At 71.3% G+C, this 26,091-nt stretch carries 24 protein-coding genes; 12 read left to right on the forward strand and 12 right to left on the reverse strand.

What is annotated here, in order from left to right; translation table 11 throughout:
* Window positions 1–39 precede the first annotated feature (39 nt).
* Window positions 40–1,002, forward strand: coding sequence for a DeoR/GlpR family DNA-binding transcription regulator (locus ACZ5SK_RS33075; protein WP_334577593.1), 963 nt, complete (start codon window positions 40–42; stop codon window positions 1,000–1,002).
* Window positions 1,003–1,121: 119 nt separating this feature from the next.
* Here ACZ5SK_RS33075 and ACZ5SK_RS33080 read toward each other — a convergent pair whose 3' ends face one another.
* The gene (locus ACZ5SK_RS33080) at window positions 1,122–2,894 is read right to left on the reverse strand and encodes an acetyl/propionyl/methylcrotonyl-CoA carboxylase subunit alpha (RefSeq protein WP_468576791.1); all 1,773 of its coding nucleotides are present in this window, start codon (window positions 2,892–2,894) and stop codon (window positions 1,122–1,124) included.
* A gap of 386 nt (window positions 2,895–3,280) precedes the next feature.
* Between ACZ5SK_RS33080 and ACZ5SK_RS33085 the strand changes: the two genes are divergently transcribed.
* The gene (locus ACZ5SK_RS33085) at window positions 3,281–3,781 is read left to right on the forward strand and encodes a hypothetical protein (protein ID WP_361701214.1); all 501 of its coding nucleotides are present in this window, start codon (window positions 3,281–3,283) and stop codon (window positions 3,779–3,781) included.
* Here the strand turns inward: ACZ5SK_RS33085 and ACZ5SK_RS33090 are convergent.
* From ACZ5SK_RS33090 to ACZ5SK_RS33105, 4 genes are all read right to left on the reverse strand, one after another.
* Window positions 3,750–4,370: a Maf family protein gene (locus ACZ5SK_RS33090; protein WP_334577590.1), complete on the reverse strand. Its 621-nt coding sequence runs from the start codon at window positions 4,368–4,370 to the stop codon at window positions 3,750–3,752. The two genes, ACZ5SK_RS33085 and ACZ5SK_RS33090, sit on opposite strands and share 32 nt — an antisense overlap.
* Window positions 4,371–4,389: 19 nt before the next feature.
* Window positions 4,390–4,518 (reverse strand): morphogenic membrane protein MmpB, encoded by a 129-nt coding sequence (gene mmpB, locus ACZ5SK_RS33095; protein ID WP_099936065.1) that lies wholly within the window; start codon window positions 4,516–4,518, stop codon window positions 4,390–4,392.
* Window positions 4,519–4,606: 88 nt separating this feature from the next.
* Window positions 4,607–4,819, reverse strand: coding sequence for an acyl-CoA carboxylase epsilon subunit (locus tag ACZ5SK_RS33100; RefSeq protein ID WP_334577589.1), 213 nt, complete (start codon window positions 4,817–4,819; stop codon window positions 4,607–4,609).
* A 17-nt stretch (window positions 4,820–4,836) separates the two neighbouring features.
* Window positions 4,837–6,450: an acyl-CoA carboxylase subunit beta gene (locus ACZ5SK_RS33105; protein ID WP_319333609.1), complete on the reverse strand. Its 1,614-nt coding sequence runs from the start codon at window positions 6,448–6,450 to the stop codon at window positions 4,837–4,839.
* 110 nt (window positions 6,451–6,560) lie between these two features.
* Between ACZ5SK_RS33105 and ACZ5SK_RS33110 the strand changes: the two genes are divergently transcribed.
* Window positions 6,561–7,427, forward strand: coding sequence for a biotin--[acetyl-CoA-carboxylase] ligase (locus ACZ5SK_RS33110; protein ID WP_334577588.1), 867 nt, complete (start codon window positions 6,561–6,563; stop codon window positions 7,425–7,427).
* 161 nt (window positions 7,428–7,588) lie between these two features.
* Window positions 7,589–8,740, forward strand: coding sequence for an adenylate/guanylate cyclase domain-containing protein (locus tag ACZ5SK_RS33115; RefSeq protein ID WP_334577587.1), 1,152 nt, complete (start codon window positions 7,589–7,591; stop codon window positions 8,738–8,740).
* Window positions 8,741–8,784: 44 nt separating this feature from the next.
* Here ACZ5SK_RS33115 and ACZ5SK_RS33120 read toward each other — a convergent pair whose 3' ends face one another.
* Entirely contained in the window at window positions 8,785–9,534 is a 750-nt protein-coding gene (locus ACZ5SK_RS33120) for a hypothetical protein (RefSeq protein WP_468576792.1), read from the reverse strand.
* Between the two features lie 227 nt (window positions 9,535–9,761).
* On the opposite strand from ACZ5SK_RS33120, the gene ACZ5SK_RS33125 reads away from it, so the two are divergent.
* The 3 genes from ACZ5SK_RS33125 (at window position 9,762) to hutH (ending at window position 13,503) form a co-directional block, all read left to right on the forward strand.
* A complete protein-coding gene (locus ACZ5SK_RS33125) occupies window positions 9,762–10,589 on the forward strand; it encodes an enoyl-CoA hydratase/isomerase family protein (RefSeq protein WP_468156846.1) in 828 nt (275 codons plus the stop codon).
* Between the two features lie 91 nt (window positions 10,590–10,680).
* A complete protein-coding gene (locus ACZ5SK_RS33130; RefSeq protein WP_334577585.1) occupies window positions 10,681–11,832 on the forward strand; it encodes a GGDEF domain-containing protein in 1,152 nt (383 codons plus the stop codon).
* A gap of 132 nt (window positions 11,833–11,964) precedes the next feature.
* Complete coding sequence (gene hutH, locus ACZ5SK_RS33135; protein ID WP_334581187.1) at window positions 11,965–13,503, forward strand: histidine ammonia-lyase; 1,539 nt, start codon at window positions 11,965–11,967, stop codon at window positions 13,501–13,503.
* Between the two features lie 86 nt (window positions 13,504–13,589).
* On the opposite strand, the gene ACZ5SK_RS33140 is transcribed toward hutH, so the two are convergent.
* On the reverse strand, window positions 13,590–14,375 hold the full coding sequence (locus ACZ5SK_RS33140; protein WP_457495438.1) for a hypothetical protein: 786 nt from the start codon (window positions 14,373–14,375) through the stop codon (window positions 13,590–13,592).
* A 42-nt stretch (window positions 14,376–14,417) separates the two neighbouring features.
* Window positions 14,418–14,813, reverse strand: coding sequence for an LAETG motif-containing sortase-dependent surface protein (locus ACZ5SK_RS33145; protein ID WP_468156730.1), 396 nt, complete (start codon window positions 14,811–14,813; stop codon window positions 14,418–14,420).
* A 156-nt stretch (window positions 14,814–14,969) separates the two neighbouring features.
* Between ACZ5SK_RS33145 and ACZ5SK_RS33150 the strand changes: the two genes are divergently transcribed.
* On the forward strand, window positions 14,970–15,290 hold the full coding sequence (locus ACZ5SK_RS33150; RefSeq protein WP_334577582.1) for a hypothetical protein: 321 nt from the start codon (window positions 14,970–14,972) through the stop codon (window positions 15,288–15,290).
* Window positions 15,291–15,491: 201 nt separating this feature from the next.
* Window positions 15,492–16,754, forward strand: a complete 1,263-nt coding sequence (locus tag ACZ5SK_RS33155) for a L,D-transpeptidase (RefSeq protein ID WP_334577581.1) — start codon at window positions 15,492–15,494, stop codon at window positions 16,752–16,754.
* Between the two features lie 79 nt (window positions 16,755–16,833).
* Here the strand turns inward: ACZ5SK_RS33155 and ACZ5SK_RS33160 are convergent, their stop codons facing one another.
* A complete protein-coding gene (locus tag ACZ5SK_RS33160) occupies window positions 16,834–18,129 on the reverse strand; it encodes a hypothetical protein (protein ID WP_468576793.1) in 1,296 nt (431 codons plus the stop codon).
* A gap of 202 nt (window positions 18,130–18,331) precedes the next feature.
* On the opposite strand from ACZ5SK_RS33160, the gene ACZ5SK_RS33165 reads away from it, so the two are divergent.
* Both ACZ5SK_RS33165 and ACZ5SK_RS33170 read left to right on the forward strand, forming a co-directional pair.
* Entirely contained in the window at window positions 18,332–19,816 is a 1,485-nt protein-coding gene (locus ACZ5SK_RS33165; RefSeq protein WP_457495441.1) for an ABC transporter permease, read from the forward strand.
* A gap of 36 nt (window positions 19,817–19,852) precedes the next feature.
* A complete protein-coding gene (locus ACZ5SK_RS33170; RefSeq protein ID WP_334577578.1) occupies window positions 19,853–20,539 on the forward strand; it encodes an ABC transporter ATP-binding protein in 687 nt (228 codons plus the stop codon).
* 194 nt (window positions 20,540–20,733) lie between these two features.
* Here ACZ5SK_RS33170 and ACZ5SK_RS33175 read toward each other — a convergent pair whose 3' ends face one another.
* On the reverse strand, window positions 20,734–21,987 hold the full coding sequence (locus tag ACZ5SK_RS33175) for a hypothetical protein (protein WP_457495442.1): 1,254 nt from the start codon (window positions 21,985–21,987) through the stop codon (window positions 20,734–20,736).
* Window positions 21,988–22,103: 116 nt separating this feature from the next.
* Window positions 22,104–23,873, reverse strand: coding sequence for an RNA polymerase sigma factor (locus tag ACZ5SK_RS33180; RefSeq protein WP_457495443.1), 1,770 nt, complete (start codon window positions 23,871–23,873; stop codon window positions 22,104–22,106).
* A 285-nt stretch (window positions 23,874–24,158) separates the two neighbouring features.
* Between ACZ5SK_RS33180 and ACZ5SK_RS33185 the strand changes: the two genes are divergently transcribed.
* On the forward strand, window positions 24,159–24,950 hold the full coding sequence (locus ACZ5SK_RS33185) for a group II truncated hemoglobin (RefSeq protein ID WP_334577575.1): 792 nt from the start codon (window positions 24,159–24,161) through the stop codon (window positions 24,948–24,950).
* 127 nt (window positions 24,951–25,077) lie between these two features.
* On the opposite strand, the gene ACZ5SK_RS33190 is transcribed toward ACZ5SK_RS33185, so the two are convergent.
* Window positions 25,078–25,977 (reverse strand): helix-turn-helix domain-containing protein, encoded by a 900-nt coding sequence (locus ACZ5SK_RS33190; RefSeq protein WP_334577574.1) that lies wholly within the window; start codon window positions 25,975–25,977, stop codon window positions 25,078–25,080.
* Between the last annotated feature and the right edge of the window lie 114 nt (window positions 25,978–26,091).

Below are 26,091 nucleotides of genomic sequence, written 5' to 3' on the forward strand. Positions count from 1 at the left end.
AGCTGAAAGCAGACGGTCGTCCGCGTTACTGTCAGTTTCGTGTTCGCTGCAGAACGTCGTCAATTGATCCTCGAAATGGTGCGAGCGAACGGGGCCGTGTCGCTCCGTGAACTCGCCCGCGTCGTCCAGACCTCCGAAGTGACCGTACGGCGGGACGTGCGCGCGCTGGAGGCAGAAGGACTCCTCGACCGCCGACACGGCGGTGCGGTATTGCCGGGCGGTTTCACGCGGGAGTCCGGCTTTCCGCAGAAATCCCATCTCGCGACCGCCGAAAAGACCGCCATCGCGGACCTTGCCGCGGGCTTCGTCGAAGAGGGCGAGGCCATCGTGGTCGGGGCGGGTACCACCACCCAGGAGCTGGCCCGCAGGCTCGCCCGCGTCCCCGGCCTGACGGTCGTCACCAACTCCCTCCTCGTGGCCCAGGCGCTGGCCCATGCCAACCGGGTCGAGGTCGTGATGACCGGCGGGACCCTGCGAGGCTCCAACTACGCCCTGGTGGGCTCGGGCGCCGAGCAGTCCCTGCAGGGGCTGCGGGTGTCCAGGGCCTTCCTCTCCGGGAGCGGCCTCACCGCCGAGCGCGGGCTGTCCACGTCCAACATGCTGTCGGCGTCCGTGGACCGGGCACTGGTGCAGGCGGCCGCCGAGGTCGTCGTCCTCGCCGACCACACCAAGCTCGGCACCGACACCATGTTCCAGACCGTGCCCACGGACCTCATCACCCGCCTGGTCACCGACGAGCCGCCACCGCACGACGACCGCGCCGGCACCGAACTGCAGGCCCTGGCGGACCAGGGAGTGCAGATCGCCGTGGCCGGGGCGTCGGGAAGCCAGGGGGGTGATGCGGTCCCGGCGCGTCACCAGCAGCAGCGTCGGGACGTGCCGCTGCCGGCTCCGCGCCGGGGGCAGGTCCCGGGCGCGGCCACCCTGCGGGCGACCCCCGCGTTGGGGGATGCGACCCCCGGCGCGGAGCGCGCCAGGGTCGCGGACCTGCGCCGCCGTTGACGCCGCGGGGCCGCCTCTGGGGGCTGCCGCCCCCCAGGCCCCGCTGTCGGCCCTCAAGGGGCCTCGTCCTCAAGCGCCGGACGGGCTGTGTCATGCCCGCCGGCGCTTGGAACGTGGGGTCAGTCCTTGATCTCGCAGATCGCGGCGCCGGACGTGACCGACGCGCCGACCTCTGCCGCCAGGCCCTTGATGGTGCCGGAGCGGTGCGCGTTCAGCGGCTGCTCCATCTTCATCGCTTCGAGGACGACGACCAGGTCGCCCTCCTTGACCTCCTGGCCCTCCTCGACGGCCACCTTCACGATGGTGCCCTGCATCGGGGAGGCGAGGGTGTCGCCGGAGGCGACGGGGCCGGACTTCTTGGCCGCACGGCGCTTGGGCTTGGCGCCCGCCGCGAGACCCGTGCGGGCCAGGCTCATGCCCAGCGAGGACGGGAGGGAGACCTCCAGCCGCTTGCCGCCGACCTCGACGACGATCGTCTCGCGGTCCGTCTCGTCCTCGGCCTCGGTGTCGGCCGGGGCCGCGAACGCGGGGATCTCGTTGACGAACTCGGTCTCGATCCACCGGGTGTGCACCGTGAACGGTTCGGCGGAGCCGGTGAGTTCGGGCGCGAAGGCGGGGTCGGTGACCACCGCGCGGTGGAAGGGGATGGCCGTGGCCATGCCCTCGACCTGGAACTCCGCCAGCGCGCGGGCGGCCCGCTGGAGCGCCTGCTCGCGGGTCGCGCCGGAGACGATCAGCTTGGCGAGCAGCGAGTCCCACGCCGGGCCGATGACCGAGCCCGACTCCACGCCCGCGTCCAGACGCACGCCGGGACCGGACGGCGGGGCGAACGTGGTGACCGTGCCGGGGGCCGGCAGGAAGCCGCGCCCCGGGTCCTCGCCGTTGATGCGGAACTCGAAGGAATGCCCGCGCAGCTCCGGGTCGCCGTAGCCGAGCTTCTCGCCGTCGGCGATGCGGAACATCTCGCGGACGAGGTCGATGCCGGCGACCTCCTCGGTGACCGGGTGCTCGACCTGGAGGCGGGTGTTGACCTCCAGGAAGGAGATCGTGCCGTCGACGCCGACCAGGAACTCGACGGTCCCGGCGCCGACGTAGCCGGCCTCCTTCAGGATGGCCTTCGAGGACGAGTACAGCTCGGCCGTCTGCGCCTCGGAGAGGAACGGCGCGGGGGCCTCCTCGACCAGCTTCTGGTGGCGGCGCTGGAGGGAGCAGTCACGGGTGGAGACGACGACCACGTTGCCGTGGGTGTCGGCCAGGCACTGCGTCTCCACGTGGCGGGGCTTGTCGAGGTAGCGCTCGACGAAGCACTCGCCCCTGCCGAACGCGGCGACCGCCTCGCGGACCGCGGAGTCGTACAGCTCGGGGACCTCTTCGAGGGTGCGGGCGACCTTCAGACCGCGGCCGCCACCGCCGAAGGCGGCCTTGATCGCGATCGGCAGCCCGTGCTCCTCGGCGAAGGCCACGACCTCGTCGGCCCCGGACACCGGGTCGGGCGTGCCGGCGACCAGGGGCGCGCCGGCCCGCTGGGCGATGTGCCGGGCGGCGACCTTGTCGCCGAGGTCGCGGATGGCCTGCGGGGGCGGGCCGATCCAGATCAGGCCCGCGTCCAGGACGGCCTGGGCGAAGTCGGCGTTCTCCGACAGGAAGCCGTAGCCGGGGTGGACGGCGTCGGCGCCGGACTCCTTCGCCGCTTTCAGCACCTTCTCGATGTCGAGATAACTGGTCCCAGGAGTGTCACCGCCCAGGGCGAACGCCTCATCCGCAGCGCGGACATGCAGAGCGTCCCGGTCCGGGTCGGCGTACACGGCCACGCTCGCGATGCCGGCATCCCGGCACGCCCGGGCCACGCGGACTGCGATTTCGCCACGGTTGGCGATGAGCACCTTGCGCACGATTGAGGCTCCCTCCTTGAAACAAGCCGAGTTTAGGGACTGCCGACACGGCTCATCGACCCGTCCCCAACGGTGAGCTTGCCCACACGGAGCGTGATACGAGGCTCACTCGACCGCGAAATCCCTTGTAGTACCGCCGTACGCAGCACTCCTCCGGCAAACCCTAGCCCTCTCATGTGGTCAAGGTCTCTGTGAGAGCGTGCTGCGGCCCACTCGGTTTCTTTGTGGAGTCCCTACGAATGGCCCAACGATTCTTTGCCGCGCGCAGAACCCTTGTCCCGGGGTTTACCCGTTAGTAGCGTTCGGGATGTCTCGAACGCTACTTGAGGTAACGGGTACCTTGCTCGGGCTTCCTCGGGTCGGGGTCGAAAGTGGGTGGGGACCGGGTGATACGCAGACCGGTGGCGTGGATCGTGGCGGTCGTGCTCTTCGCGGAGGCGCTCGGCATCGCCGCGCTGAACTGGTTCATGGGCGTCGTGGTGGACCGGCAGGACATGTCCCTGGCCGGCCTGGACCCGCACGTGATGTCGACGTCCTCGAAGGTCGGCGGGATCGTCTTCGGTCTCTACTTCGCCGGGTGCGCCGTGGTCGCCCTGCTGGTGGCGGTGCGCGACCGCGCGCCCGCCGGTCTCGGCCGCGTCCTGCTGATCAGCGTCGCCGTCGTGCACGGCCTGCTGGGCGCCTTCGCGTGGGGCCTGCTGGGCGTGCCGCAGTTCCTGTTCATGGTGGTCGTGCTCGCCCTGATCGTGCTGCTCCTGATGACGTACGACGCCCAGCAGCGGCCCGCCGCCCAGGAACCGGTGGACGGCGGCAGCAAGGGCGACGGCGACGGCTCGCCGGTCCCGCCCCCGCCCCTCACGCCTCCGGCGGCGCCCACAACTCCGTGATGCCGACGCCTAGTTGCGCCAGCAGCCGGCGCAGGAGGGGCAGGCTGATGCCGATGACGTTGCCGTGGTCGCCGTCGATGCCCTCGATGAACGGGGCCGAACGGCCGTCGAGGGTGAAGGCCCCGGCGACGTAGAGGGGCTCGCCCGAGGCGACGTACGCCGCGATCTCCTCGTCCGTCGGCTCGCCGAAGCGGACCACGGTGGAGGCGGTCGCGGAGGTGTAGCGGCCGCTGAGGGTGTCGTAGACGCAGTGGCCGGTCTGGAGCGTGCCGGCGCGCCCGCGCATCGCCTTCCAGCGGGCGGTGGCCTCCTCGGCGTCCGCGGGCTTGCCCAGCGCCTGGCCGTCGAGGTCCAGCACGGAGTCGCAGCCGATCACCAGGGCGCCCTTCACCTCGGGCTTCGCGGCCACCACGGACGCCTTCGCCTCGGCGAGGGCGAGGGCCAGCTCGGCAGGGGTCGGGGCGGTGACGGCGTCCTCGTCGACCCCGCTGACGATGACCTCGGGGGTCAGGCCGGCCTGACGGAGCAGGTTCAGTCGGGCCGGGGACTGGGAGGCGAGGACGAGACGCCGCTGCGGCTGAGCTGTCATGCGGTCAGCGTATCGCCGGTCATCTGAGGCCGAGCACGATCATCGCCAGCACCATGGCCAGGGCGAGGAAGAGGCCGAGTCTGCGCAGGGTCTCCTGCATGTCGCGGAGTTCCTTGGGAGGCTCGTTCTCGGGGTCGGACCACAGCATGCCCCCAGCGTGGGGCTTGGCCGGGTCCGGGCGCCTGAGTACGGGTACTCAAAATCGGCGCCCGGTGTCCGTTCTCTCGTAGCTGCCCTCAGCTCGGCCAGTAGGTGCGGGTCCAGGACGCCTGGCCCGGCTGGGGCAGGCGGTGGGCCGCGATCCGTGAGGGGTCGGACCACGCGTCCCTGGGGCCCTGCGCGCCGGACGGCGGTGCCGCTGTCCCCGCCGCGGCGCGCGCTGTCACCACCGCCAGGGCGGCGGCGAGCTCCTCGGGGGTCGGGTTGCCCCGTACGACCTTGATGTTCATGACGGCTCCCAGCAGGCCTAGAGGGGGATGTTGCCGTGCTTCTTCGGGGGCAGGGATTCCCGCTTGGTGCGCAGCTGACGCAGCCCGCGGACGATGTGGCGGCGGGTGTCGGACGGCATGATCACCGAGTCGACGTAGCCGCGCTCGGCCGCGATGTACGGGTTGAGGAGGGTGTCCTCGTACTCGCGGATGAGGCGGGCGCGCACCGCCTCCAGGTCCTCCCCGTTCGCCTCCGCCTCCGCGATCGTGCGGCGGTGCAGGATGTTGACCGCGCCCTGCGCGCCCATCACCGCGATCTGGGCGGTCGGCCAGGCCAGATTGATGTCGGCGCCCAGGTGCTTGGAGCCCATGACGTCGTAGGCGCCGCCGAAGGCCTTGCGGGTGATGACGGTGATGAGCGGGACGGTGGCCTCGGCGTAGGCGTAGATCAGCTTGGCGCCGCGGCGGATGATGCCGTCGTGCTCCTGGTCGACGCCGGGCAGGAAGCCGGGCACGTCCACGAAGGTCAGGACCGGGATGTTGAAGGCGTCGCAGGTGCGCACGAACCGGGCCGCCTTCTCGGAGGCCGTGATGTCCAGACAGCCGGCGAACTGCATCGGCTGGTTGGCGACGATGCCGACCGGGTGGCCCTCGACCCGGCCGTAACCGGTGAGGATGTTCGGCGCGAACAGCGCCTGGGTCTCGAAGAACTCGGCGTCGTCCAGGACGTGTTCGATCACCGTGTGCATGTCGTACGGCTGGTTCGCGCTGTCCGGGACGACGGAGTCCAGCTCCAGGTCCTCGTCGGTGACGGCGAGGTCCGCCTCCTCCGGGAACACCGGGGGCTCGCTGAGGTTGTTGGACGGCAGGTACGACAGCAGCTGCTTGACGTACTCGATGGCGTCCTTCTCGTCGCCGGCCATGTGGTGCGCCACGCCCGAGGTGGAGTTGTGGGTGCGGGCGCCGCCCAGCTCCTCGAAGCCGACGTCCTCGCCGGTCACCGTCTTGATGACGTCGGGGCCGGTGATGAACATGTGCGAGGTCTGGTCGACCATCACCGTGAAGTCGGTGATCGCGGGGGAGTAGACCGCACCGCCGGCGCAGGGGCCGACGACCAGGCTGATCTGCGGGATCACGCCGGACGCATGGGTGTTGCGGCGGAAGATCTCGCCGTACGCGCCCAGCGAGGCCACGCCCTCCTGGATGCGGGCGCCGCCGGAGTCGTTGATGCCGATGACCGGGCAGCCGGTCTTCAGCGCGAAGTCCATCACCTTGACGATCTTCTGGCCGTAGACCTCGCCGAGCGCGCCGCCGAAGACGGTGAAATCCTGGGAGAAGACCGCGACGGGACGGCCGTCGACCGTGCCGTAACCGGTGACGACGCCGTCGCCGTACGGGCGGTTGTTCTCCAGGCCGAAGTTGGTGGAGCGGTGCCGGGCGAACTCGTCCAACTCGACGAAGGAACCCTCGTCGAGGAGCAGCTCGATCCGCTCACGGGCCGTCAGCTTGCCCTTGGCGTGCTGCTTCTCGACGGCGCGTTCCGAACCGGCGTGCGTCGCCTCCTGGATGCGACGCTGGAGATCCGCGAGCTTGCCCGCGGTGGTGTGGATGTCGATCCCTTGGATCTCTGGGCGCTCTTCCGGCTCGGACATCGGGATGTGGCTCCCTGCCTGCTCAAAAGGGGGGACGGTTACTCATCCGTAGAGTAGTGCTGCCCTTACCGATCGGCAGTGCGGCGTACAACACACCTAGGGTGGCTTTCATGACACCGCGAGACGCAGCAGACGCAGGCAGCAGCCGGTGGTCCGATCTGGACCGTCCGCCCCTCGACGTCCTGGCCCTGCGCCGCGCGCTGCTTCGGCGGGACGGGCTGTGGACGGGGGTGGAGGTGGTGCAGAGCACCGGCTCCACCAACTCCGACCTGGTGGCGGCGGCGAGCGCGGGCCAGGCCGGCGAGGGCGCGATCCTCGTCGCCGAGGAGCAGACGGCGGGCCGGGGCCGCCTGGACCGCCGGTGGTCGGCGCCCCCGCGGTCCGGCCTGTTCTTCTCCGTGCTGCTCGCCCCGAGCGGGGTGCCGGTGTCCCGCTGGGGCTGGCTGCCGCTGCTCACCGGGGTCGCCGTGGCGACGGGACTGTCCCGGGTCGCGGGCGTCGACACGGCACTCAAGTGGCCCAACGACCTCCTGGTGACCGTCGAGGGCGAGGAACGCAAGGCCGGCGGCATCCTCGCGGAACGGGCGGGCCAGGACGCGGTGGTCGTCGGCGTCGGCATCAACGTCAGCCTGCGCGCGGACGAACTCCCCGTCCCCCAGGCGGGTTCGCTGGCACTCGCGGGCGCCCGGAACACGGACCGGGACCCGCTGCTGCGGGGCGTCCTGCGGTCGCTGGAGCAGTGGTACGGGCGCTGGCGGGAGGCCGGCGGCGACCCCGCGGCCAGCGGCCTGCAGGAGACGTACGCGGCAGGGTGCGCGACCCTGGGACGAACGGTACGGGCCGAACTGCCGGGGGACCGGTCGATCGTCGGCGAGGCGGTCGCGGTCGACGGCGACGGACGGCTCGTGATCGCCACGAAGGAAGGCGTGCAGGAGCCGGTGGGCGCGGGAGACATCGTCCACCTGCGACCGGCGTGAGGCGGTCGTTCCCCGGTTGACGCAAACCGTCGACAGGAACGGTCGACAGGAACGCTGGGCACCAGCTCCCTGCCGAACGGAACGGAGTGAGCTGGGGCACACCTGCCGTAGAGTTGAGGCCGGTCGATACCTGACCGCGGAAGATCGGAAGGGCAGCAGGCGTGACCGTCGACGACACGGGCTCCGGCGCGGGCGCGGACGGCCGGGTAAACCTGCCGGCCGCCGAACCCGGCGAGCCGGGCGACCCCGGTGAGGACCCGCATCCTCTCGCGCTGCGCCTCGAACAGCTCATCCTCGGCGCCGAGCGGCGCTACACCCCCTTTCAGGCCGCCCGCAGCGCCGGCGTCTCCATGGAGCTGGCGTCGCGCTTCTGGCGGGCCATGGGCTTCGCCGACATCGGACAGGCCAGGGCGCTCACCGAGGCCGACGTCCTCGCCCTGCGGCGACTTGCGGGTCTCGTCGAGGCGGGGCTGCTGAGCGAGGCGATGGCCGTGCAGGTGGCCCGGTCCACCGGGCAGACCACCGCCCGGCTGGCGGAATGGCAGATCGACTCCTTCCTGGAGGGCCTGACCGAGCCGCCCGAGCCGGGCATGACCCGCACCGAGGTCACGTATCCCATCGTCGAACTGCTGCTGCCCGAGCTGGAGGAGTTCCTCGTCTACGTCTGGCGGCGCCAGCTCGCCGCCTCGGCCGGCCGGGTCGTACAGGCCGCGGACGACGAGGAGATGGTCGACCGGCGGCTCGCCGTCTGCTTCGCCGACCTCGTCGGCTTCACCCGGCTGACGCGCCGCATGGAGGAGGAGGAACTCGGCGAGCTGGTCGAGGCCTTCGAGACCACCTGCGCCGACCTGGTCGCCGCCCGCGGCGGACGCCTGATCAAGACCCTCGGCGACGAGGTGCTCTACGCGGCCGACGACGCGGGCACCGCCGCCGACATCGCGCTGCTGCTGGTCGAGACGATGAGCAACGACGAGACGATGCCCGAACTGCGCGTCGGCATGGCCTTCGGCACCGTCACCACCCGGATGGGCGATGTCTTCGGCACGACCGTCAACCTGGCCTCCCGGCTGACGTCGATAGCGCCCCGGGACGCCGTCCTCGTCGACAGCGCCTTCGCCGAGGAGCTGATCCGTACCGGCGACGCCCCGGCCTCGGAGGCGGAGGCGGCGGAAGAGGCCGCCGCCGCCGAGAAGGAGGGCGAGGAGCCGCCGACGTACCGCTTCGCACTGCAGCCCATGTGGCAGCGGCCGGTGCGCGGTCTCGGCGTGGTCGAGCCCTGGCTGCTCACCCGGCGCAACAGCGAGGAAGCCTGAACCGGTAGCGCGCTGGAGCCGTGGCCGGCTTGAGCTCCAGCCGGCTACAGCTTCGGTACCGGAGCTCCCAGCGGGTCCACGCAGAGGCCGACGACCGGCACGCAGACGCCCGGCTGACGCGGCTGCCCCGACTGCCCCGGCCCCGGCTTCTGCGGCTGGGGTGCGGGCGCCGCCGTCGTCGGTGCGGCCGACGGTGTCGGTGTCGCCGTGGGCCTCGGGGCGGCCGTCCTCGCGGGCGCGGGCGCCGGGGCGTGGGGCGCGACCGGAGTGTAGGTGGCACCCGGGGTGAGGGCGACGGACGTGGCCGAGCCCGGGGTGCCGGGGACCAGGCCGGCCTCAGGAGTCGGGCTCGCGCTCGCTCCCCCCATGGCGCTGGGCGCGGTCGGGGCGGCGGCGCCGGGGACGGCCGCGTCGGCCGAGCGGCCGGTGTCCCCGCCGGTGCCGGCGCCTCCGCCACCCGTACCGGTACCCGTACCCGTACCCCTAGAGGTGTCTGTGGCCGTGGCCGTGGCCGTGTCTGTGTCCGTGACCGGGTCGGGCTGGGATTCGGCTTCCGCCGCGCCGATGCCGGTGACGTCGCCCGAGTGAGGAGTCAGCCGGACGAGGCTCAGCATGCCGGCGGCCAGCGCGAGGCCGCCCGCGGCGAACAGCACCTTGCGGGGGCGGGCGCGACGGTGCCGGCCGCGGGCGCGCGGGGCCCACAGCGGGCCGGCCTCCTCGGGCGGCGCCCCGTCCCAGGCCGCCGTCGCGTCCTGACGTGCCGGTTCGTCCAGCCCGGTCCCCGTGCTCGTCATCGCGCGTTCCCTCCCGATGCGGTCGCGCCCCCGATGCGCCGGGGCGGACGCACGGTATGCGCTCCTGTGAGCGGTGCGGGCGGAGTTGGGCGGGATGTCACTCGAACGGGTGGGCGGGGCCGTATCGGGCGACGGGGCCGCTCTTTCGCCCGGGGATCCCGGCTGCGATGATCGGGCGAACGAAAGAAGTTAACCCGCGTTAACCGGAGGGTGTCGTGAGCGGTGTCATGGGCGGTGTCTCGAACGGTGGCACGGGCGAGGAGCGGTTCGGGGAGTTCGTGCTGGTGCGGCGGCACGGGGACGGGGGGCATGTCGCGGAGCTGGCCCTCGACCGGCCGAAGGCCATGAACGCCGTCTCCACCGACATGGCCCGGTCGATCGCCGGGGCGTGCACGGCGCTGGGCGAGGACCGGGACGTCCGGGTGGTCGTGCTGACCTCGACGCACGAGCGGGCGTTCTGCGTCGGCGCCGACCTCAAGGAGCGGAACTCCTTCAGCGACGCCGAACTGGTCCGGCAGCGGCCGATCGCGCGCGGGGCCTACACCGGCGTACTGGAGCTGCCGGTCCCCACGGTCGCCGCGGTGCACGGCTTCGCGCTGGGCGGCGGTTTCGAACTGGCTCTGGCCTGCGATGTCATCGTGGCCGACCGCACGGCCGTGGTGGGGCTGCCCGAGGTGTCGGTGGGGGTGATCCCCGGGGGCGGCGGGACGCAGCTGCTGCCGCGCCGGGTGGGGGCGGCCCGGGCGGCGGAGCTGATCTTCACGGCGCGTCGGGTGGAGGCGGCCGAGGCGCGGGAACTGGGCCTGGTGGACGTTCTGGTGGAGGAGGGGCGGGACCGGGAGGACGCGCTGGCGATGGCCGCGCGGATCGGCGCGAACTCGCCGGTGGGCCTGCGGGCGGCGAAGCGGGCACTCAGGCTCGGACAGGGGCTGGAGCTGCGGGCCGGGCTGGAGGTGGAGGACGCGGCGTGGCGGTCGGTGGCGTTCTCGGGGGACCGGGCGGAGGGCGTGGCGGCCTTCAACGAGAAGCGGAAGCCGCAGTGGCCGGGTGAGTGACCGCTTTTCGGGGACCGTGATCGCGGGCCGTGTGTCACTCTAAGTGCTCCTCCGTGTCTCTTTTTCACCCAAATATCCCTAGCCTGGGGAGATGGGTGAGGACAGACGCCTGGTGGCCGTGGTGACGCTCGCGCAGGGGATGGCGGCCGCGCACACCCCCCGCGAGTCGTGGCGTGCGGCCGCCCTCGGGGCCTGCCGGGCGCTGGCCGGAGGCTTCGCGGCGCTCTCGGTGTGGGAGCGGGACCTCGGGCGGCTGCGCGTCCTGGCGAACGTGGGCGACCGGGCCGCCGACGAGGACGAGTTCCCGGAGGACGAGGCCTACCCGGTGCACCAGTTCCCCGAGATCACCGAGTTCCTGCACGAGCGCTGGGTGGCCGGCGGCGAGCCCAACGCCTGGGTCGAGACGGCCCAGGGGCCTGCCGCGGGGCGCCCCGGCTACTGCCATCAGCGGGTCGCCGCCCTGCGCCGCAGGGGCCGCGGCTCCTGTGTGGTCGCGCCGATCGTGCTGCACGGCCGGGCCTGGGGCGAGTTGTATGTCGCCCGCTCCGCCGGCACCCCGGTCTTCGACCGGGCCGACGCCGACTTCGCGACCGTCCTCGCCGCCGTCGTCGCCGCGGGGCTCGCCCAGACGGAGCGGCTGCAGGAGGCCCGTCGGCTCGCCTTCACCGACGCCCTCACCGGCCTGGCCAACCGCCGCGCCGTCGACGTACGGCTCGAGGAGGCGGTCGAGCGGCATCGGACGGAGGGGGTCGTCGTCAGCCTCGCCGTGTGCGACCTCAACGGGCTGAAGCGGGTCAACGACAGCCTCGGGCACGCCGTCGGGGACCGGTTGCTGGAGCGGTTCGGCTCGGTGCTGTCGCTGTGCGGGGCGATGCTGCCCGGCGCGCTGGCCGCCCGGCTCGGCGGGGACGAGTTCTGTCTGCTGGCCGTCGGGCCGCCCGCCGACGACGTCGTCAAGGTCGCCGACGAGCTCTGCCGCCGGGCCGGTGAGCTGGAGCTCGGCGAGGGCGTGGCCTGCGGGGTGGCCTCCACCGGGGACCCCATCGGTCCCGTGGGCTCCGCCCGCCGGCTCTTCCGGCTCGCCGACGCCGCCCAGTACCGTGCCAAGGCCGTACGGGCCGCCCGTCCGGTGGTGGCCGGGCGGGAGGGGCCCGACGACCCCGTCGTCCGCCTCGCCGACGAGCCGCCGTCGGAGGCGCGGGAGCGGCCCGTCGAGCGGCGGCGGTTCAGGGGGCGGCCCTGAGGCGGTCCCTGTGACGGTGGCTGTGGCTGTGGCTGTGACTGTGGCGGTGACTGTGATGTATTCGGTAAGGGGCAAACCCTGTCCCCACTGGTGACATCCCCGTCTTCACTGCGTACGCTCCTGAATATGGATATGCACACTGTGGTGGTGGGGACGTCCGGCGTGACCGCGTCCGACGTACTCGCCGTGGCGCGCGACGGCGCACGCATCGAGCTCTCCGCCGAGGCGGTGGCGGCCCTCGCCGCGGCCCGCGAGATCGTGGACGCGCTGGCCGCCAAGCCCGAGCCCGTCTACGGCGTCTCCACCGGTTTCGGCGCGCTCGCCACCCGGCACATCAGCCAGGAACTCCGCACCCAACTACAGCGCAACATCGTCCGCTCGCACGCCGCCGGCATGGGCCCGCGCGTCGAGCGGGAGGTCGTCCGGGCGTTGATGTTCCTGCGGCTGAAGACCGTCTGCTCCGGGCACACCGGCGTCCGGCCCGAGGTCGCGCAGACCATGGCCGACATCCTCAACGCCGGCATCACCCCCGTCGTCCACGAGTACGGCTCCCTCGGCTGCTCCGGCGACCTGGCCCCGCTCTCGCACTGCGCCCTCACGCTGATGGGCGAGGGCGACGCCGAGGGGCCGGACGGCGTGGTGCGCCCCGCCGCCGAACTCCTCGCCGAGCACGGCATCGCCCCCGTGGAGCTGCGCGAGAAGGAGGGCCTGGCGCTCCTCAACGGCACCGACGGCATGCTCGGCATGCTGGTCATGGCCCTCGCCGACCTGGACCTCCTCTACAAGTCCGCCGACGTCACGGCAGCCCTGTCGCTCGAGGCCCTCCTCGGTACCGACAAGGTCCTCGCCCCCGAACTGCACGCCATCCGCCCGCACCCGGGTCAGGGCGCCAGCGCCGCCAACATGCTGGCCGTCCTCGCGGGTTCGGAGCTCACCGGCCACCACCTGGACGACGCGCCCCGCGTCCAGGACGCCTACTCGGTGCGCTGCGCCCCGCAGGTCGCCGGCGCCGGCCGCGACACCATGGCGCACGCCCGGCTCGTCGCCGAACGCGAGCTGGCCTCGGCCGTCGACAACCCGGTCGTCCTCCCCGACGGTCGCGTCGAGTCCAACGGCAACTTCCACGGCGCCCCCGTCGCCTACGTCCTGGACTTCCTCGCCATCGCCGTCGCCGACCTCGCCTCCATCGCCGAGCGGCGCACCGACCGGCTGCTGGACAAGAACCGCAGCCACGGCCTGCCGCCGTTCCTCGCGGACGACGCCGGCGTCGACTCCGGCCTGATGATCGCCCAGTACACGCAGGCCGCGCTGGTCAGCGAGTTGAAGCGACTGGCCGTGCCGGCGTCCGCCGACTCGATCCCGTCCTCCGCGATGCAGGAGGACCACGTGTCGATGGGCTGGTCGGCCGCCCGCAAGCTGCGCACCGCCATCGACAACCTGACGCGCGTCATCGCCGTCGAGCTGTACGCCGCCACACGCGGCGTGGAACTGCGCCAGGGTCTGACCCCGGCGCCCGCGACCCGGGCGGTCATCGACGCCGTGCGCAAGGCGGGCGTCCAGGGCCCAGGCCCGGACAGGTTCCTCGCGCCCGACCTCGCGGCCGCGGACGCGTTCGTGCGCGACGGCCGGCTCGTCGCGGCGGTGGAGACGGTCACCGGGCCGCTGCGGTAAGGCAGTAGGACAGCAAGGCGGTCGGGGCCCTGCCGTACGCGCGTGGTGAGAGCGCGACGGCAGGGCCCCGATGGCAGTCTCGCGGGTTACTTGAGCTTGGCGAGCTGTGCGTCGATCACGGCGACCGGGACGGGGCCCATGTCCCCGCCCTTCGCGAGCTTGGCGAAGTCCACCTTGAAGAACGTGACGAGGGTGCTGCCCTTGCGCACCACCTCGGTGTGGGCGGTGGTCTTCTGGCCGTCCGCAGTCATCTCCTGGAGGAACGCCACCGACTCCTCGCCCTTCCCGGAGTCCTTCTCCGCGGCGACCTTGGCGACCTTCGAGGTGGAGCCGTCGACGCTGAAGCCGTACCCGCCGGCACACGCCGTCACCCCGTCGGACAGGGCCTTCATCGTCTTTTCGGCACCGTCGGCCTCGTAGGACGAGAGGCCGACGTACGTCATCCTGATGCTGAAGGCGTCCTCGAGGTCCTTGGGCTGCGCGGTGGCGGCCGTCGGCTTCTCCTCCGTGAGGCTGTTGGTGGCGTTCGCGTCCGTGTCGCCCGGAGCGAGCCCGTTCGTGGCCCAGGCGATCGGGTTGCACGCCGCTTTGTCGACCTTCAACGCGGACTTGGAGGTGGCGGCGGACGCGTCCTGCGGGCCGACCTTGTAACCCTTGACGTCGCCCTGGGCGAGCAGCAGCTTCTCCAGCTCGGCCGCGGTGAGCGCCTTCGCCGCCGGGGCCGACGAGGAGGTGGACGCCGACGCGGAGGCGGACGGCTTGGAGTCCGCGGTGTCCTTCGACCCGTCGTCCGAGCAGGCGGTGAGGAGGGAGAGTGACAGTGCGCCCATTGCGGCCGTGGCGCACAGCCGCGCCCCCGATGTTCTCTTCATGGGCGAACTATGAAGAACCTGTCAAAGAACAGTCAAGTTAATTCAAAAACCCAGACGTTCCCGTCGAACCGAATAGACGACGAAGCCGGCGCCGAGGGCGAGAAGCGCGGTCCCGCCGACGACGTACGGGGTCGTGTCGAAGCTTCCGGTGTCGGCGAGCCGGGTGCCGTCGTCGGCCGTGGTCCGGGCCGCCGTCCCGACTGCCGACTCCGAGGACTCCGACGACGATTGCGAGGCCGACGATTGCGATGACGACGACTCCGACGACGACTCGGACGTCGTCGTCGACGCGGCCCGTGCCTGCGTGGTGACCTGCGTCGTCATTTCCGTTCTGGCCGGGGCGTCCTGGGACGCGTTGGCGGACGGGACGAACCACAGGGCGCCCAACAGGGTCCCCGCGGCGGTGGCGGTCAGCAACGGACGGCGAGCGGATGACACGGAATATCGATCCCCTTGTGACGCTGGCGAATTGGCCGTGTGGCCCGATGCTAATGAAGGCGCGGGTCGCGGGAAAGTTGCAGGAGCTGTGAGCCGTACGCTCCGGCCATGAACTCTGAAGAGACATCACGTTTTGTACGGCTTCGGGTGGAAGTCGTGCTCGAAATTCACGACGAGGACGCCGTGAGCAAGGCGGCCCTGCGGCGGGTGGCGGCGGACGTGGAGCTGCCGGACGACGAGCGCGCGCACACCGAGGGCGCTGTGACGGAAGACACCGCGGAGGCCCTCGCCTACCTCGTCGACCCGTTCGACCTGGTCAGTCAGGTTCCCGGGGTGGAGCTCCAGCAGGCCTCCTGGTCCAGCGAGCGGATCGACTACGACCCGGATTCGCCGGAGTGGGACCTCGACGACGATGATGTCGACCATGATGGGGAGTCCGACGGCGAGTCGGACGACGAAGAGGTCGGCATCGGCTGAGCGTCTTGGGGAAACCGTGACCCCGGACGGCAACCGCCGCCCGGGGTTTCTTCGTCTCAGCAGACGCACGAACCGACACCCGCACCAACCGCGCCATGAACGTGGCGTGCCCCACACCTTCGGGAAATGTGGAACGGGACGAACTGGTCGTAGCGTTGATGTTTTTTGACGGGGACTCTCGGGGTTCTGTAATCGGCAACGATGGAGAAGCGTGTGATGACGGACAGTAGGCGGCGTCGAGGTCTGATGGCCGCGTCCGCCCTGCTCGGCGGTGTTCTGGTGCTCTCTGCGTGTTCCGGCGGCGACAGCGGCGCCTCCGACGGCGGAGGCAGCTCCTCGCAGGCCAAGGCCGACGAGGCGGCGGCCAAGAAGTCCTCCGAGGCCCAGATCAAGATCACACCTGCGGACGGCTCGAACAACGCCTCGATCAACAACTCGGCGGCCGTCACCGTGAGCAAGGGCACGCTCACCACGGTGACGATGACCACCGCCGAGGGGACCGCCGTCCAGGGCACGCTCTCCGCCGACAAGACCAGCTGGAAGCCGAACGGCCAGCTGGAGCGGTCCACCACCTACAAGGTGGCGGCGAGCGCGAAGGACTCCGCGGGCCTGGAGGCCCATGAGAACGCCTCGTTCACCACGGTCTCCCCGGCCAACAGCTTCATAGGCAACTTCACCCCCGAGGACGGCTCGACCGTCGGCGTGGGCATGCCGGTGTCGATCAACTTCAACAAGGAGATCACCAACAAGGCGGCCGTCCAGAAGGGCGTCACCGTCACCTCCACCAGTGGTCAGGAGGTCGTCTGCCACTGGTTCTCCACCCAGCGCATGGACTGCCGGCCCAAGGACTACTGGAAGGAGAACTCCACCGTCACGCTGAAGCTCGCGCTCGACGGTGTGGAGGGCGCCAAGGGTGTCATCGGAGTCCAGCAGAAGACGGTCACCTTCAAGATCGGCCGCAACCAGGTCTCCTACGTCGACGCGAAGACCAAGCAGATGAAGGTCACGCACAACGGCGCGGTCATCAAGACCATCCCGATCTCCGCCGGCTCGCCCGACAACAAGACGTACGAGGGCCAGATGGTGATGTCGGAGAAGTTCAAGGAGACGCGCATGAACGGCGCGACCGTGGGCTTCACCGATGACGACGGCAAGGGCGAGTACGACATCAAGGACGTGCCGCACGCCATCCGCCTCACCAACTCCGGCACCTTCGTGCACGGCAACTACTGGGGCGCGAAGTCCATCTTCGGCTCGGTGAACACCAGCCACGGCTGCGTGGGTCTGTCCGACACCAAGGGCGCCAACGACACGGGCACGTCGGGCTACTGGTTCTACACCAACTCGATCGTCGGTGACGTCGTGGTCGTCTCCAACACCGGCGACAAGACGGTCGCGCCGGACAACGGCCTCAACGGCTGGAACATGGACTGGGCGCAGTGGAAGGCGGGTTCGGCCGTCTGAGGCCGGTCCCGATCCCAGCTCTGCGTTTGATGAAGGCGGTTGCCCGAGAGGGTGACCGCCTTCCGCATGACCCGCCCTTTCAGTCGGGGCGCCGCCGGGCCCGGGAAGCGGACCTCCGCCCGAGGACCCGGGACACCGCACCGCCTCGCGTCTTCGGCCCGGGCTCGCTCGCCGGCTCCGGCTCCGGCTCGGACTCGGCCTGGGCCTGGGCCTGGGCCTGGGCCTGGGGCTCCGGCACGGGCTCGGGCTCGGGCTCCGGCTCCGGGTGACACGAGGCCTGTGGCGAGGAAGCGGGGGGCTTCCTGCCCGGTCGTGGCCGCTTTCCGGGGCCGTTGTCCGGCTTGCGTCCGGAGGCCCTCACGTTCTCCAGCAGGAACTGGCCCTGCCGGTCGATGGCACGGGTCACGGGCTCCTGCAGAACGCCGAACGCGATGGCCCACGCGATGATCTGCGTGGACGTGTCGAGGGCGGTGAGCCCCGGGAAGAACCGGCCGCTGAGCAGGATGATCCCGATGACGGCGGTGAGCGCCCCGACGGGAAGTCGCAGCAGGAGCAGCCCGGAGGCCACCCGGTAGGGGCCGGCGGTCCCCCGGACCTCGCGCAGGGAGATCGCACCGGCGACCGCGGCGCCGAGCATTCCGCAGAACTCGACGAACCAGACCCCCTGCCAGGACGGCTTGTCCCCGAGCGGGCAGACGGTGGGCACGGCGTTCGGGTTGTCGGCGTTCATCGGGAAGCAGAAGCTCGTCCCGACGCCATGCGCATCCGTGAGGGCCCACAGGGCGAAGCCGACGGCTATCAGCGCCATGACGGCGGTCGCCACCCCGACGATGGCGATGAAGCTGCGGACCTTGGCTCGCTCCGCCTGCTCGGCCTGGTAGGCGCTGTGCAGCGTGTGTGCGAGCAACTCCCGGTCGTCCTCGGTGACTTTGCCGTTGCGCGACCGCGACGCCACCTGTTCCAGCCGCTGCAGACGCGCATCGCCCGGATCGAGATGCAGCCGGGCCTGAACGAGGACGGGCAGGAGTTTCCCGCGCAGCTCGTTCTCCGGGACCAGGCGTACGATCGCGACCTCGGCCTCATGGACGTTCGCCAGCGCCCGGTCCGAGGCCCTGCCGGAGAGGCCCTGCCAGAGTCCCCTGCCGCCCAGTGCCTCCCGGGCCGCCCTGAGATGGGTCTCCGCCTTCTCGACGCATCCCGTGTCGAGACCGGCTCCGGCTCCGGCTCCGGTGCCGGCCCGACTCTTCAGCCTGTTGATCTGCCCTTGCAGATCGGCGACATGAGCGGTGGTTCGTTGAGACCAGGACGAGCTCTTGTGGATGGCGATGTCGCCGTCGCCGTCCAACAGCCCCGGACGTGGAGTTCTGGCTCCCATGGATTGCTCCCGGCGCCGGCAGAACACCCCTACTCATTGTTGATCCGCCATGGGGGTCGGGCAACCGTACGGATCCGTGGCCCCGCCGGCGCCGTCCGCCGACAGGTGGGTGCGAGCGGATTCCTGGCCCTCGGACAGCCTTCTCATCGTTCTCTTATGTCGGCCTTATGCCTTCATCACGCGCCGTACCTACGTTGCGGCCATGTTCTTCACCTACCTGAGGCGCGAACTGCGCCGCCGCAGAAAAGCGGCACTCGTCGTCGCCTCCGGCCTCGCGCTGGGCATCGCGCTGGTCATCGTGGTCACCTCCGTGTCCGCCGGCATGGGGAAGGCCCAGGACAAGGTCCTGCAGTCGCTGTACGGCCTGGGTACGGACATGACGGTCACCAAGGCCGCGTCGCCCACCGCGACCGCCTCGGACCGGCCCCGCTTCCAGTTCGACGCGCAGGACAACGACTCCGGCGCCGAGCAGAGCACCGACCGCGTCCTGGTGCAGGGCTTCCAGACCCTGTCCACCGCGACCGTCACCAAGGTCGGCAAGCAGAGCGGAGTCTCCGACGCGGTCGGCGGGCTGAGCCTTCAGGTCATCAAGATCAACGGTCAGTTCACCCGCGGCCAGTTCCAGCAGAACGGCGGCGGTAGCGGCAGCGGTAGCGGCGGCGGTCAAGGCGGTCCCGGCGGCGGTCAGGAGAGCGGCCGGCCGCAGGGCGAAGTGCAAGGCGGCGGCGCCGACTTCGACGTCAACAACTACTCCGTCTACGGCACCGACGTCACCGAGCCCGCGCTCGGCCCGCTGACCTCCTCCACGATCACCGGCGGCCGTACCTTCAAGACCACCGAGACCGACGGCAAGGTCGCCGTCCTCGACTCCGCGTACGCCAAGGAGAAGTCGCTCAAGGTCGGCTCCACGCTCACCATCAGCAAGGTCAAGTTCTCGGTGATCGGCATCGCCACGGCCGACAGCGGCGACGCCGCCGCCAACGTCTACATCCCGCTGGCCCAGGCCCAGGCCCTCAGCGACTCGAAGAACAAGGTCACCACGATCTACGTCAAGGCGACCGACTCCCAGAAGATCGGCAACGTCAAGTCGACGATCCAGAAGAACGTCTCGGGTACGACGGTGACGACCTCCGCCGACCTCGCCGACACCGTCTCCGGCTCCCTCTCCACGGCCTCCTCCCTGGCCACCAACGTCGGCAAGTGGCTGTCCATCGCGGTCCTGATCGCCGCCTTCCTGGTGGCCGGTCTGCTCACCTCCTCGGCGGTCTCCCGCCGTGTCCGTGAGTTCGGCACGCTGAAGGCGCTGGGCTGGAAGTCAGGCCGGGTCACCCGGCAGGTCGTCGGCGAGGCCATGGTCAACGGCCTGTTGGGCGGCGCCCTGGGCATCGCGCTCGGCCTCGCGGGCGCCTACGCCGTGACCGCCGTCAGCCCCACGCTCCAGGCCCAGTTGGGCGGCGGTGGCGGTGGCGGCGGCCAGGGCGGTCCCGGCGGTGGCAGCGGCTTCGGCGGTTTCGGGCGCCGGGCGGCGGCCAAGACCCTCGACGTCGCGCTGACCGCGCCGGTGAGCGTCACCACGGTGGCCATCGCGGTGGCTCTCGCCGTGGCCGGCGGTCTGATCGCGGGGGCGTTCGGCGGCTGGCGGGCGTCGCGGCTGCGCCCGGCGGACGCGCTGCGCCGCGTCGAGTAGCCAACCCACCTACCAGCTCCAGGAGTTGTTGTCCCCATGTACGAACTCAGAGGCGTCACCAAGCGCTATACCCGGGGCAAGGAGACCGTCCACGCCCTGGACGGCGTCGACCTGACCATCCCGGACGGCGACCGGCTCGTCATCCAGGGCCCCACCGGTGGCGGCAAGTCCACACTGCTGCAGATGATCGGCGCGCTCGACAGGCCCTCCGAGGGCGAGGTCGTCCTCGACGGCGTCGACCTGGCCAAGCTCTCCGAGGCCAGGCTGACGAAGGTGCGCAGCGAGAACATCGGCTTCGTCTTCCAGTCCTTCAACCTCATCCCGACGCTCAACGCGCAGGAGAACGTCGAGACCGCCCTCGTCCCGCTCGGCGTGAAGCCCAAGGAGCGCCGTGAACGGGCCGCCGAGGCGCTGACGTCGGTCGGCCTCGGCGAGCGGCTCCGGCACCTGCCGTCCGAGATGTCCGGCGGCCAGCAGCAGCGCGTCGCCATCGCCCGCGCGTTGGTGAAGCAGCCGAAGGTGCTGCTCGCCGACGAGCCGACCGGCAACCTCGACGAGAGCATGCGCGACGAGATCATGGACGTGCTGCACACCATGTGGAAGGAGCACGGGCTGACCTTCATCATGGTCACCCACGACTCCTCGATCGCGAAGAAGGCACCGCGCCTGGCGACGATCCGCAAGGGGAGGATCACGGTGAAGGAGAACGCGACGTCGGCCTGACGCGGTGACTCCGACGTGGTGACCTCCGGCGGGGTGACTCCGACGGGGCAGCCCTCAAGTTTGGTGTAGTTCTGGCGTATTGATGCGTCTGATCCCCCCTCGGCATACCTCTGGGTGTTCCGGGGGGCCGGACGGTGTGAGGACGCGGGCTGTGCCGTCCGGGGGCGCCGGACGGCACAGCCCGCGTGGGCGGTTCAGCCGAGCGGTGCGGTGAAGGTGTGGGTCTGTCCGGTGAAGCGCACCAGCGGGTTGCCGCTGTTCCGGAAGAGCGGCGTGCCGTCGGAGGCGGTGATCCGCAGACTGTCCACGTTCCAGTTGTCGCCGCCGATTCCGCCGCCGAACGCGGTGGACAGGGTCAGCGAGGACAACTCGGCCGGCTCGACGGGGCGGGGCAGCGGGACGCGCACGGTCTGGGCGTGACGGTCGATCCAGCGGGCGCCGTGGTTGATGTTCGGGATCCGCAGCGCCGGCCGGTGCTTGAAGGCGACGGTCAGGTCGGCGTTGTCGTTCCCGCCGCGCAGGTCGTCACCGCCGGTGCCGATGGTGACCAGCAGCTCGGAGACGGTGCCGGGGCGGGTGGGCGGCGGGGCCGGAAAAGCGGGCGGGGTGCGGCGGGAGTACTTGCGGTCCACGAAGTACGTGCGCCAGGTCTCGCCGGGCGACTCGACGTAGCCGAAGAGGTTCTGGTTCGGGCGCGGCGCCAGGGTCATGATCTTGCCGGGGTGGTTGGGGTCGTAGACGAAGATCCTGAGGTCGGACTGGAAGGAGCCCAGGTCTCCGGTGTAGCGGCCGAGCTGGTAGCCGATCGCGACGACCTGGTGGTGCGGCCCGAAGAGCCCGCTGTCCTGTTTGAACAGGCCCAGCGGGGCCGGCCGGCCGGCGTCGATGGACTCCCTCAGCTCCTGAAGCCGCCCGCCCCCGAAGCCTTGCAGGCCCCAGTGGAAGAACTCCTGGTTGCGCCAGCCGAACGGGTTGACGGTGAGCTCCGTCCACTTGTCGAGGTTGGGCAGGACGGAGTCCCACTGGCGGGAGTTGACGTAGCGGAACAGGGGCGTTCCGGCGGCGGGCGCGGTGTTCTGCGCGGGGATGGGGCGGCGGCTGAAGAAGTGGTCGAGTGCCGCGTAGGACATGCCGCCGCACAGGCCGCGGATGCGGATGTCGAACAACGGGGCGGTCTGGAAGCTGTTGCGGAACGCGAATCCGTGGCGGGCGGGCACGAAGGCGGTCATCCGGCGGCCCAGTGTGGTCGGGGCGACACAGGTGTGATCGCCTCCCGGCTGGGCCTGGCGCACCACGGTGCCGTGCGGGCAGTTCCCGACGGGGGCGGCCGTCGCGGCCGGGGCCGTCGACACGATCGACGCGAGGACGGCTGCGGTCGCCGAGAGGGCGGCGAGCCGGGCTGTGCGACGGGCTGTGCGACGCGGGGTTCGAGAGGTGCTGTGCAGCATCACTGCTCTCCTTGGCTGGATGCGGATCCGGTGCGCGGGAGGAGTCCCGCGCACCGGAGTGGTGGGGCGCATCCGCGGACTTGTCCCCTCGTTTCCTACGTCTTCGAGGATTTTTCTCAGCCCGGGTTGTAACTCGTGGTCAGGCTCGTGGTGACATCCCCTGCGACGAGGAACTCGCACAGGGCCTCCGGGGCCCCGCCGGCGCAGGGAGCGCCCCAGGTGACGAGGCTGTCGAGCGGCGCGAGGCGCACGGTGTCACCGACGTGGACGGTGTAGGCGCAGTCCTTCGCCGGCGCCTCGTAGGCCTTGGAGCACGTACCGACCCCGGCGCCGTTGACCGCGACGCTCACACCACCGGCCGAAGGGGCGTTGAGGTGGACGACCAGCTTGTGCGGCGCCGGCGGTGCGGGGGCCGACGAAGGAGGCGCTGGGGCGGGCGGAGGCGGCGGGAGCTCGGCGGGAGGCGGGTCGGGTGCGGGGTCGGGGCCTGGGGAGGGGGCGGTTTCGCCGGGGGCGGAGGGGCTGGTCCCGTCGCCGGGATTGGCGCCGGGATTGGCGCTGGGACCGGTGCCGATGCGGTCGCCCGAGCCGCCGGCGTCCCCGTCGTCCCGATCGTTCCCGTCGACCCCGCCCTTCCCGTCCTTCTCGTCCTTCCCACCCTTCCCGTGGTTGCTGGGGTTGCTCCCGTCCGGAGTCGTCTTCTTCCCGGCGCTGGACCCCGCGCCCCGGTCGCCGGCGCCGCCGCTGTCGCCGGAGTCAGGTGAGTGGGGCGATGACGAGCCGGTGTCCGGGGCGCTTCCCGACCGCGGTCGGCCGTCGGACGAACCGGGAGCGTCGGGACCGGCCAGGACCGTGTCCGCGGACCGCCCGTCGTCCGCCTGCCAGGCCATGCCGCCCGCGAGGGTGCCCAGCAGGACGACCAGCGCGACGGCGAGCCGGCGCCCCGTACGCCGTACCGTCCCCGTAGGCGGCTGGTGCCCGCCCTGGCCGAGGTCGTGCGCGGCAGCCGTGAGCTCGATGTGGTCGGACTCGGGCTCGTGCAGGCCGGAGCTGACGAGCAGGGGCAGCGTCCGACGCCATTCCTGCCGGAAGTGCTGCTCGCGGACTTCGCAGGCGGTGCACTGCCGCAGGTGCTTGTCGACCTTCAGGACAAGGGAGCGCGTCAGCGGTTCGTCGGACCTCCGCTCGCCCAGCAGGTCGAGCAGCCGGCCGCAGGATGCCTCCCTGCCGCGGTCCAAAGCCTCCGCCGCGACGAGGTTGGTGACGAGGAGCCGCGCCAACTCCTCCGTCAGCAGGTCGGACTTGAACCGGCGCATCGTGGCGTCCGGAACCCCGAGCCGCCGCTTCAGCTCCTCTCCGTCCCAGCCCTCGCGCACATGCAGCCGGTAGACCGGCTGGAGCCGGGGAGGCAGGGCGCCCGCGAACCGGTCCAGGACGGCGCCCAGCTGATCGACCTGGAGGGCGAGCAGGACGCTGTCCTCCTCTTCGCCGACCGTCGCCGCGTTCTCGAACAGGGCCTGGTCGTGCGACGCGAGGACCTCCGGGGGACGAAGCCTGCGGTGGGGCCTGCGGTCCTGCGCGGGACCGGCGAACTGCGCGGTGCACTGGTGGTGGGTGACCGTTCGCAGCCAGCTGTGCAGCCCGTCCGGGTTCTCCATGCGGTCCAGCCCGTTCCACAGGGCCAGGAACACCTGCTGGGCGACGTCCTCGGCGAGGCCCGGATCGTCGACCCAGCGCCGGCAGTACGAGAGCACCAGCCGTCGGTGGCGGGTGAGAAGCTCACCGAACGCCCGGTCGCGCTCCGGTGACGGTGCTGGATGTGCCTTGAAGCGCTGGACCAGCGCCCTGTCCTCGGCACGGTGACGCTGGTCGATGCGGAACAACATGAACCCTCGCTCCTCCTCGGTTCGGCCGGGGAGTTCCCCGGTCGACCGAGGAGTGGGGCGCGGAGGGCCCGGCGTACCCCGCTACGGCGAAGAATTTCCGAGCCGTCGAGCGCGGGATCCTTCTCAACAGGGGCTCATGGGGGCCCAGTTGGAGAGGGCGGAAACGGAAGCGCCTCGCCCGCGCGCCCCAGCGCCCGTCCTGCGCCCGGCGGAGTCTCCTGTGCGCTGAGCGAACACGCCCCGGAACAGCAGCCTCCGCCGCCCCCTTCGTGTTTGCGTGGCCCCATGACGGCAGCCGAGACAGCCAGCGCACCCACCACGGTCGAGTACATCCGGTACCGCATCCCCGAGGACCGGTCGGCGGAATTCCTCGCCGCCTACAGCCGCGCCGCGCGGCAACTCGCACAGTCCCCGCACTGTGTCGACTACGAACTCGCCCGCTGCGAGGAGGACTTCGAGCACTTCATCCTGCGGATCACCTGGACGTCGACCGAGGACCATCTCCAGGGATTCCGCACCTCGGACCTGTTCCCGGCCTTTCTCGCGGAGATCCGGCCGTTCATCAAGGACATCGACGAGATGCGGCACTACAAGGCCACCTCGGTGCGCGGCGCCGGCTCCGCCGTGCCCACGCTCTACGAGTGGGCGGGCGGGGCGGAGGCCTTCGCCCGGCTGACCGAGGTCTTCTACACGAAGGTGCTCGCCGACGACCTCCTCGCGCCGGTCTTCGCGGGCCTCGCCCCCGAGCACGCCGAGCATGTCGCCCTGTGGCTCGCGGAGGTGTTCGGCGGGCCGGAGACCTACTCGGCGACCCAGGGCGGGCACAGTCACATGGTGGCCAAGCATTTCGGCCGCGACATCAGCGAGCCCCAGCGTCGCCGCTGGGTCAACCTCATCCAGGACGCCGCCGACGAGGCCGGGCTGCCGACCGACGCCGAGTTCCGCTCGGCGTTCCTCGCCTACGTGGAGTGGGGCACGCGGCTGGCCGTGTACTTCTCCGGCCCCGACGCCAAGCCGCCGGCGGAGCAGCCGGTGCCGAAGTGGGGGTGGGGGGCGGCTCCGCCCTACCGGGGCTGAGTCACCTGGGCGCTTCAGCCCGATGGGGGCCTCTCTGGGGGAGCTTGAGGACGATGCGTCTTCAGGGCCGAAGCGGGGGTCTGGGGGCGGCGGCCCCCACGAGGCCCGGCACCAGCCGAAGGTGCGGTCAGGCGGACGGCGCCTGGGACCCCGCCCGAGTAGCGTCAGCGCCCCAGCTGGCCAGCAGCCGCAGTCCCTCCGCCGAGGCCGAATCCGGCTCCGCGTGGTACGTCACCATCGTCTGGTCGCCGTCGTCGGGAAGCCTGAACCCCTCGAAGTTCAGGGAGAGTTCGCCGACCAGCGGATGCCTCATCCGCTTCACGCCGTGGCTCTTCTCCTTGACGTCGTGCGTGGCCCACAGCCGCCGGAAGTCCTCGCTCTTCACCGACAGCTCGCCCACCAGCGCCGACAGCCGAGGGTCGTCCGGATAGCAGCCGGCGTCCATCCGCAGGGCGCAGACGATGTCGATCGCCTTCTGCTCCCAGTCCACGAAGAGCTCGTGGTAGTCGGGGCGCAGGAACGTCAGCCGCGCCCAGTTGCGCTCCGCCTCCGGCAGCCTCCCCCAGTCGCCGAAGAGCGCCGCCGCCATCCGGTTCCACGCCAGGATCTCCGAGCGCCGCCCGATGACGTACGCCGGCACCGCGTCCATCGTGTCCAGCAGCTGCCGCAGGGCCGCCCGCGCCTGCTGCGGCCGGGCCGTCTGCTTCTTCTTGTGCTTCGGCTTCGCCAGGTGGGTGAGGTGGGCGTGCTCGGCGTCCGTCAGCCGCAGCGCCCGGGCGATCGAGTCCAGCACCTCCGCCGACACGTTGCGCCCGTTGCCCTGCTCCAGGCGCGTGTAGTACGCCACGGACACCCCGGCCAGCTGCGCCAGCTCCTCGCGCCGCAGCCCCGGCACCCTGCGGTGCCGTCCGAAGTCCGGCAGCCCCACGTCGTCGGGCTTCAGCCGGGCCCGCCGGGTGCGCAGGAACTCGCTGAGCTCGGCCCGCCGGTCAAGGGGGGCGCCGGCGGATTCGGGGTGTTCGTCCATGCCGTCCAGTATTCCCGGTCGTACGCACAGGAGCCTGACCCCGCCAGTGGTAGGCACAGCAGACGTACACACAGGTGTGGCCTGGGTGATTTCCGCGCCGTCGGGCAGTCTGGA

This window comes from Streptomyces sp. NPDC031474 (assembly GCF_055581185.1).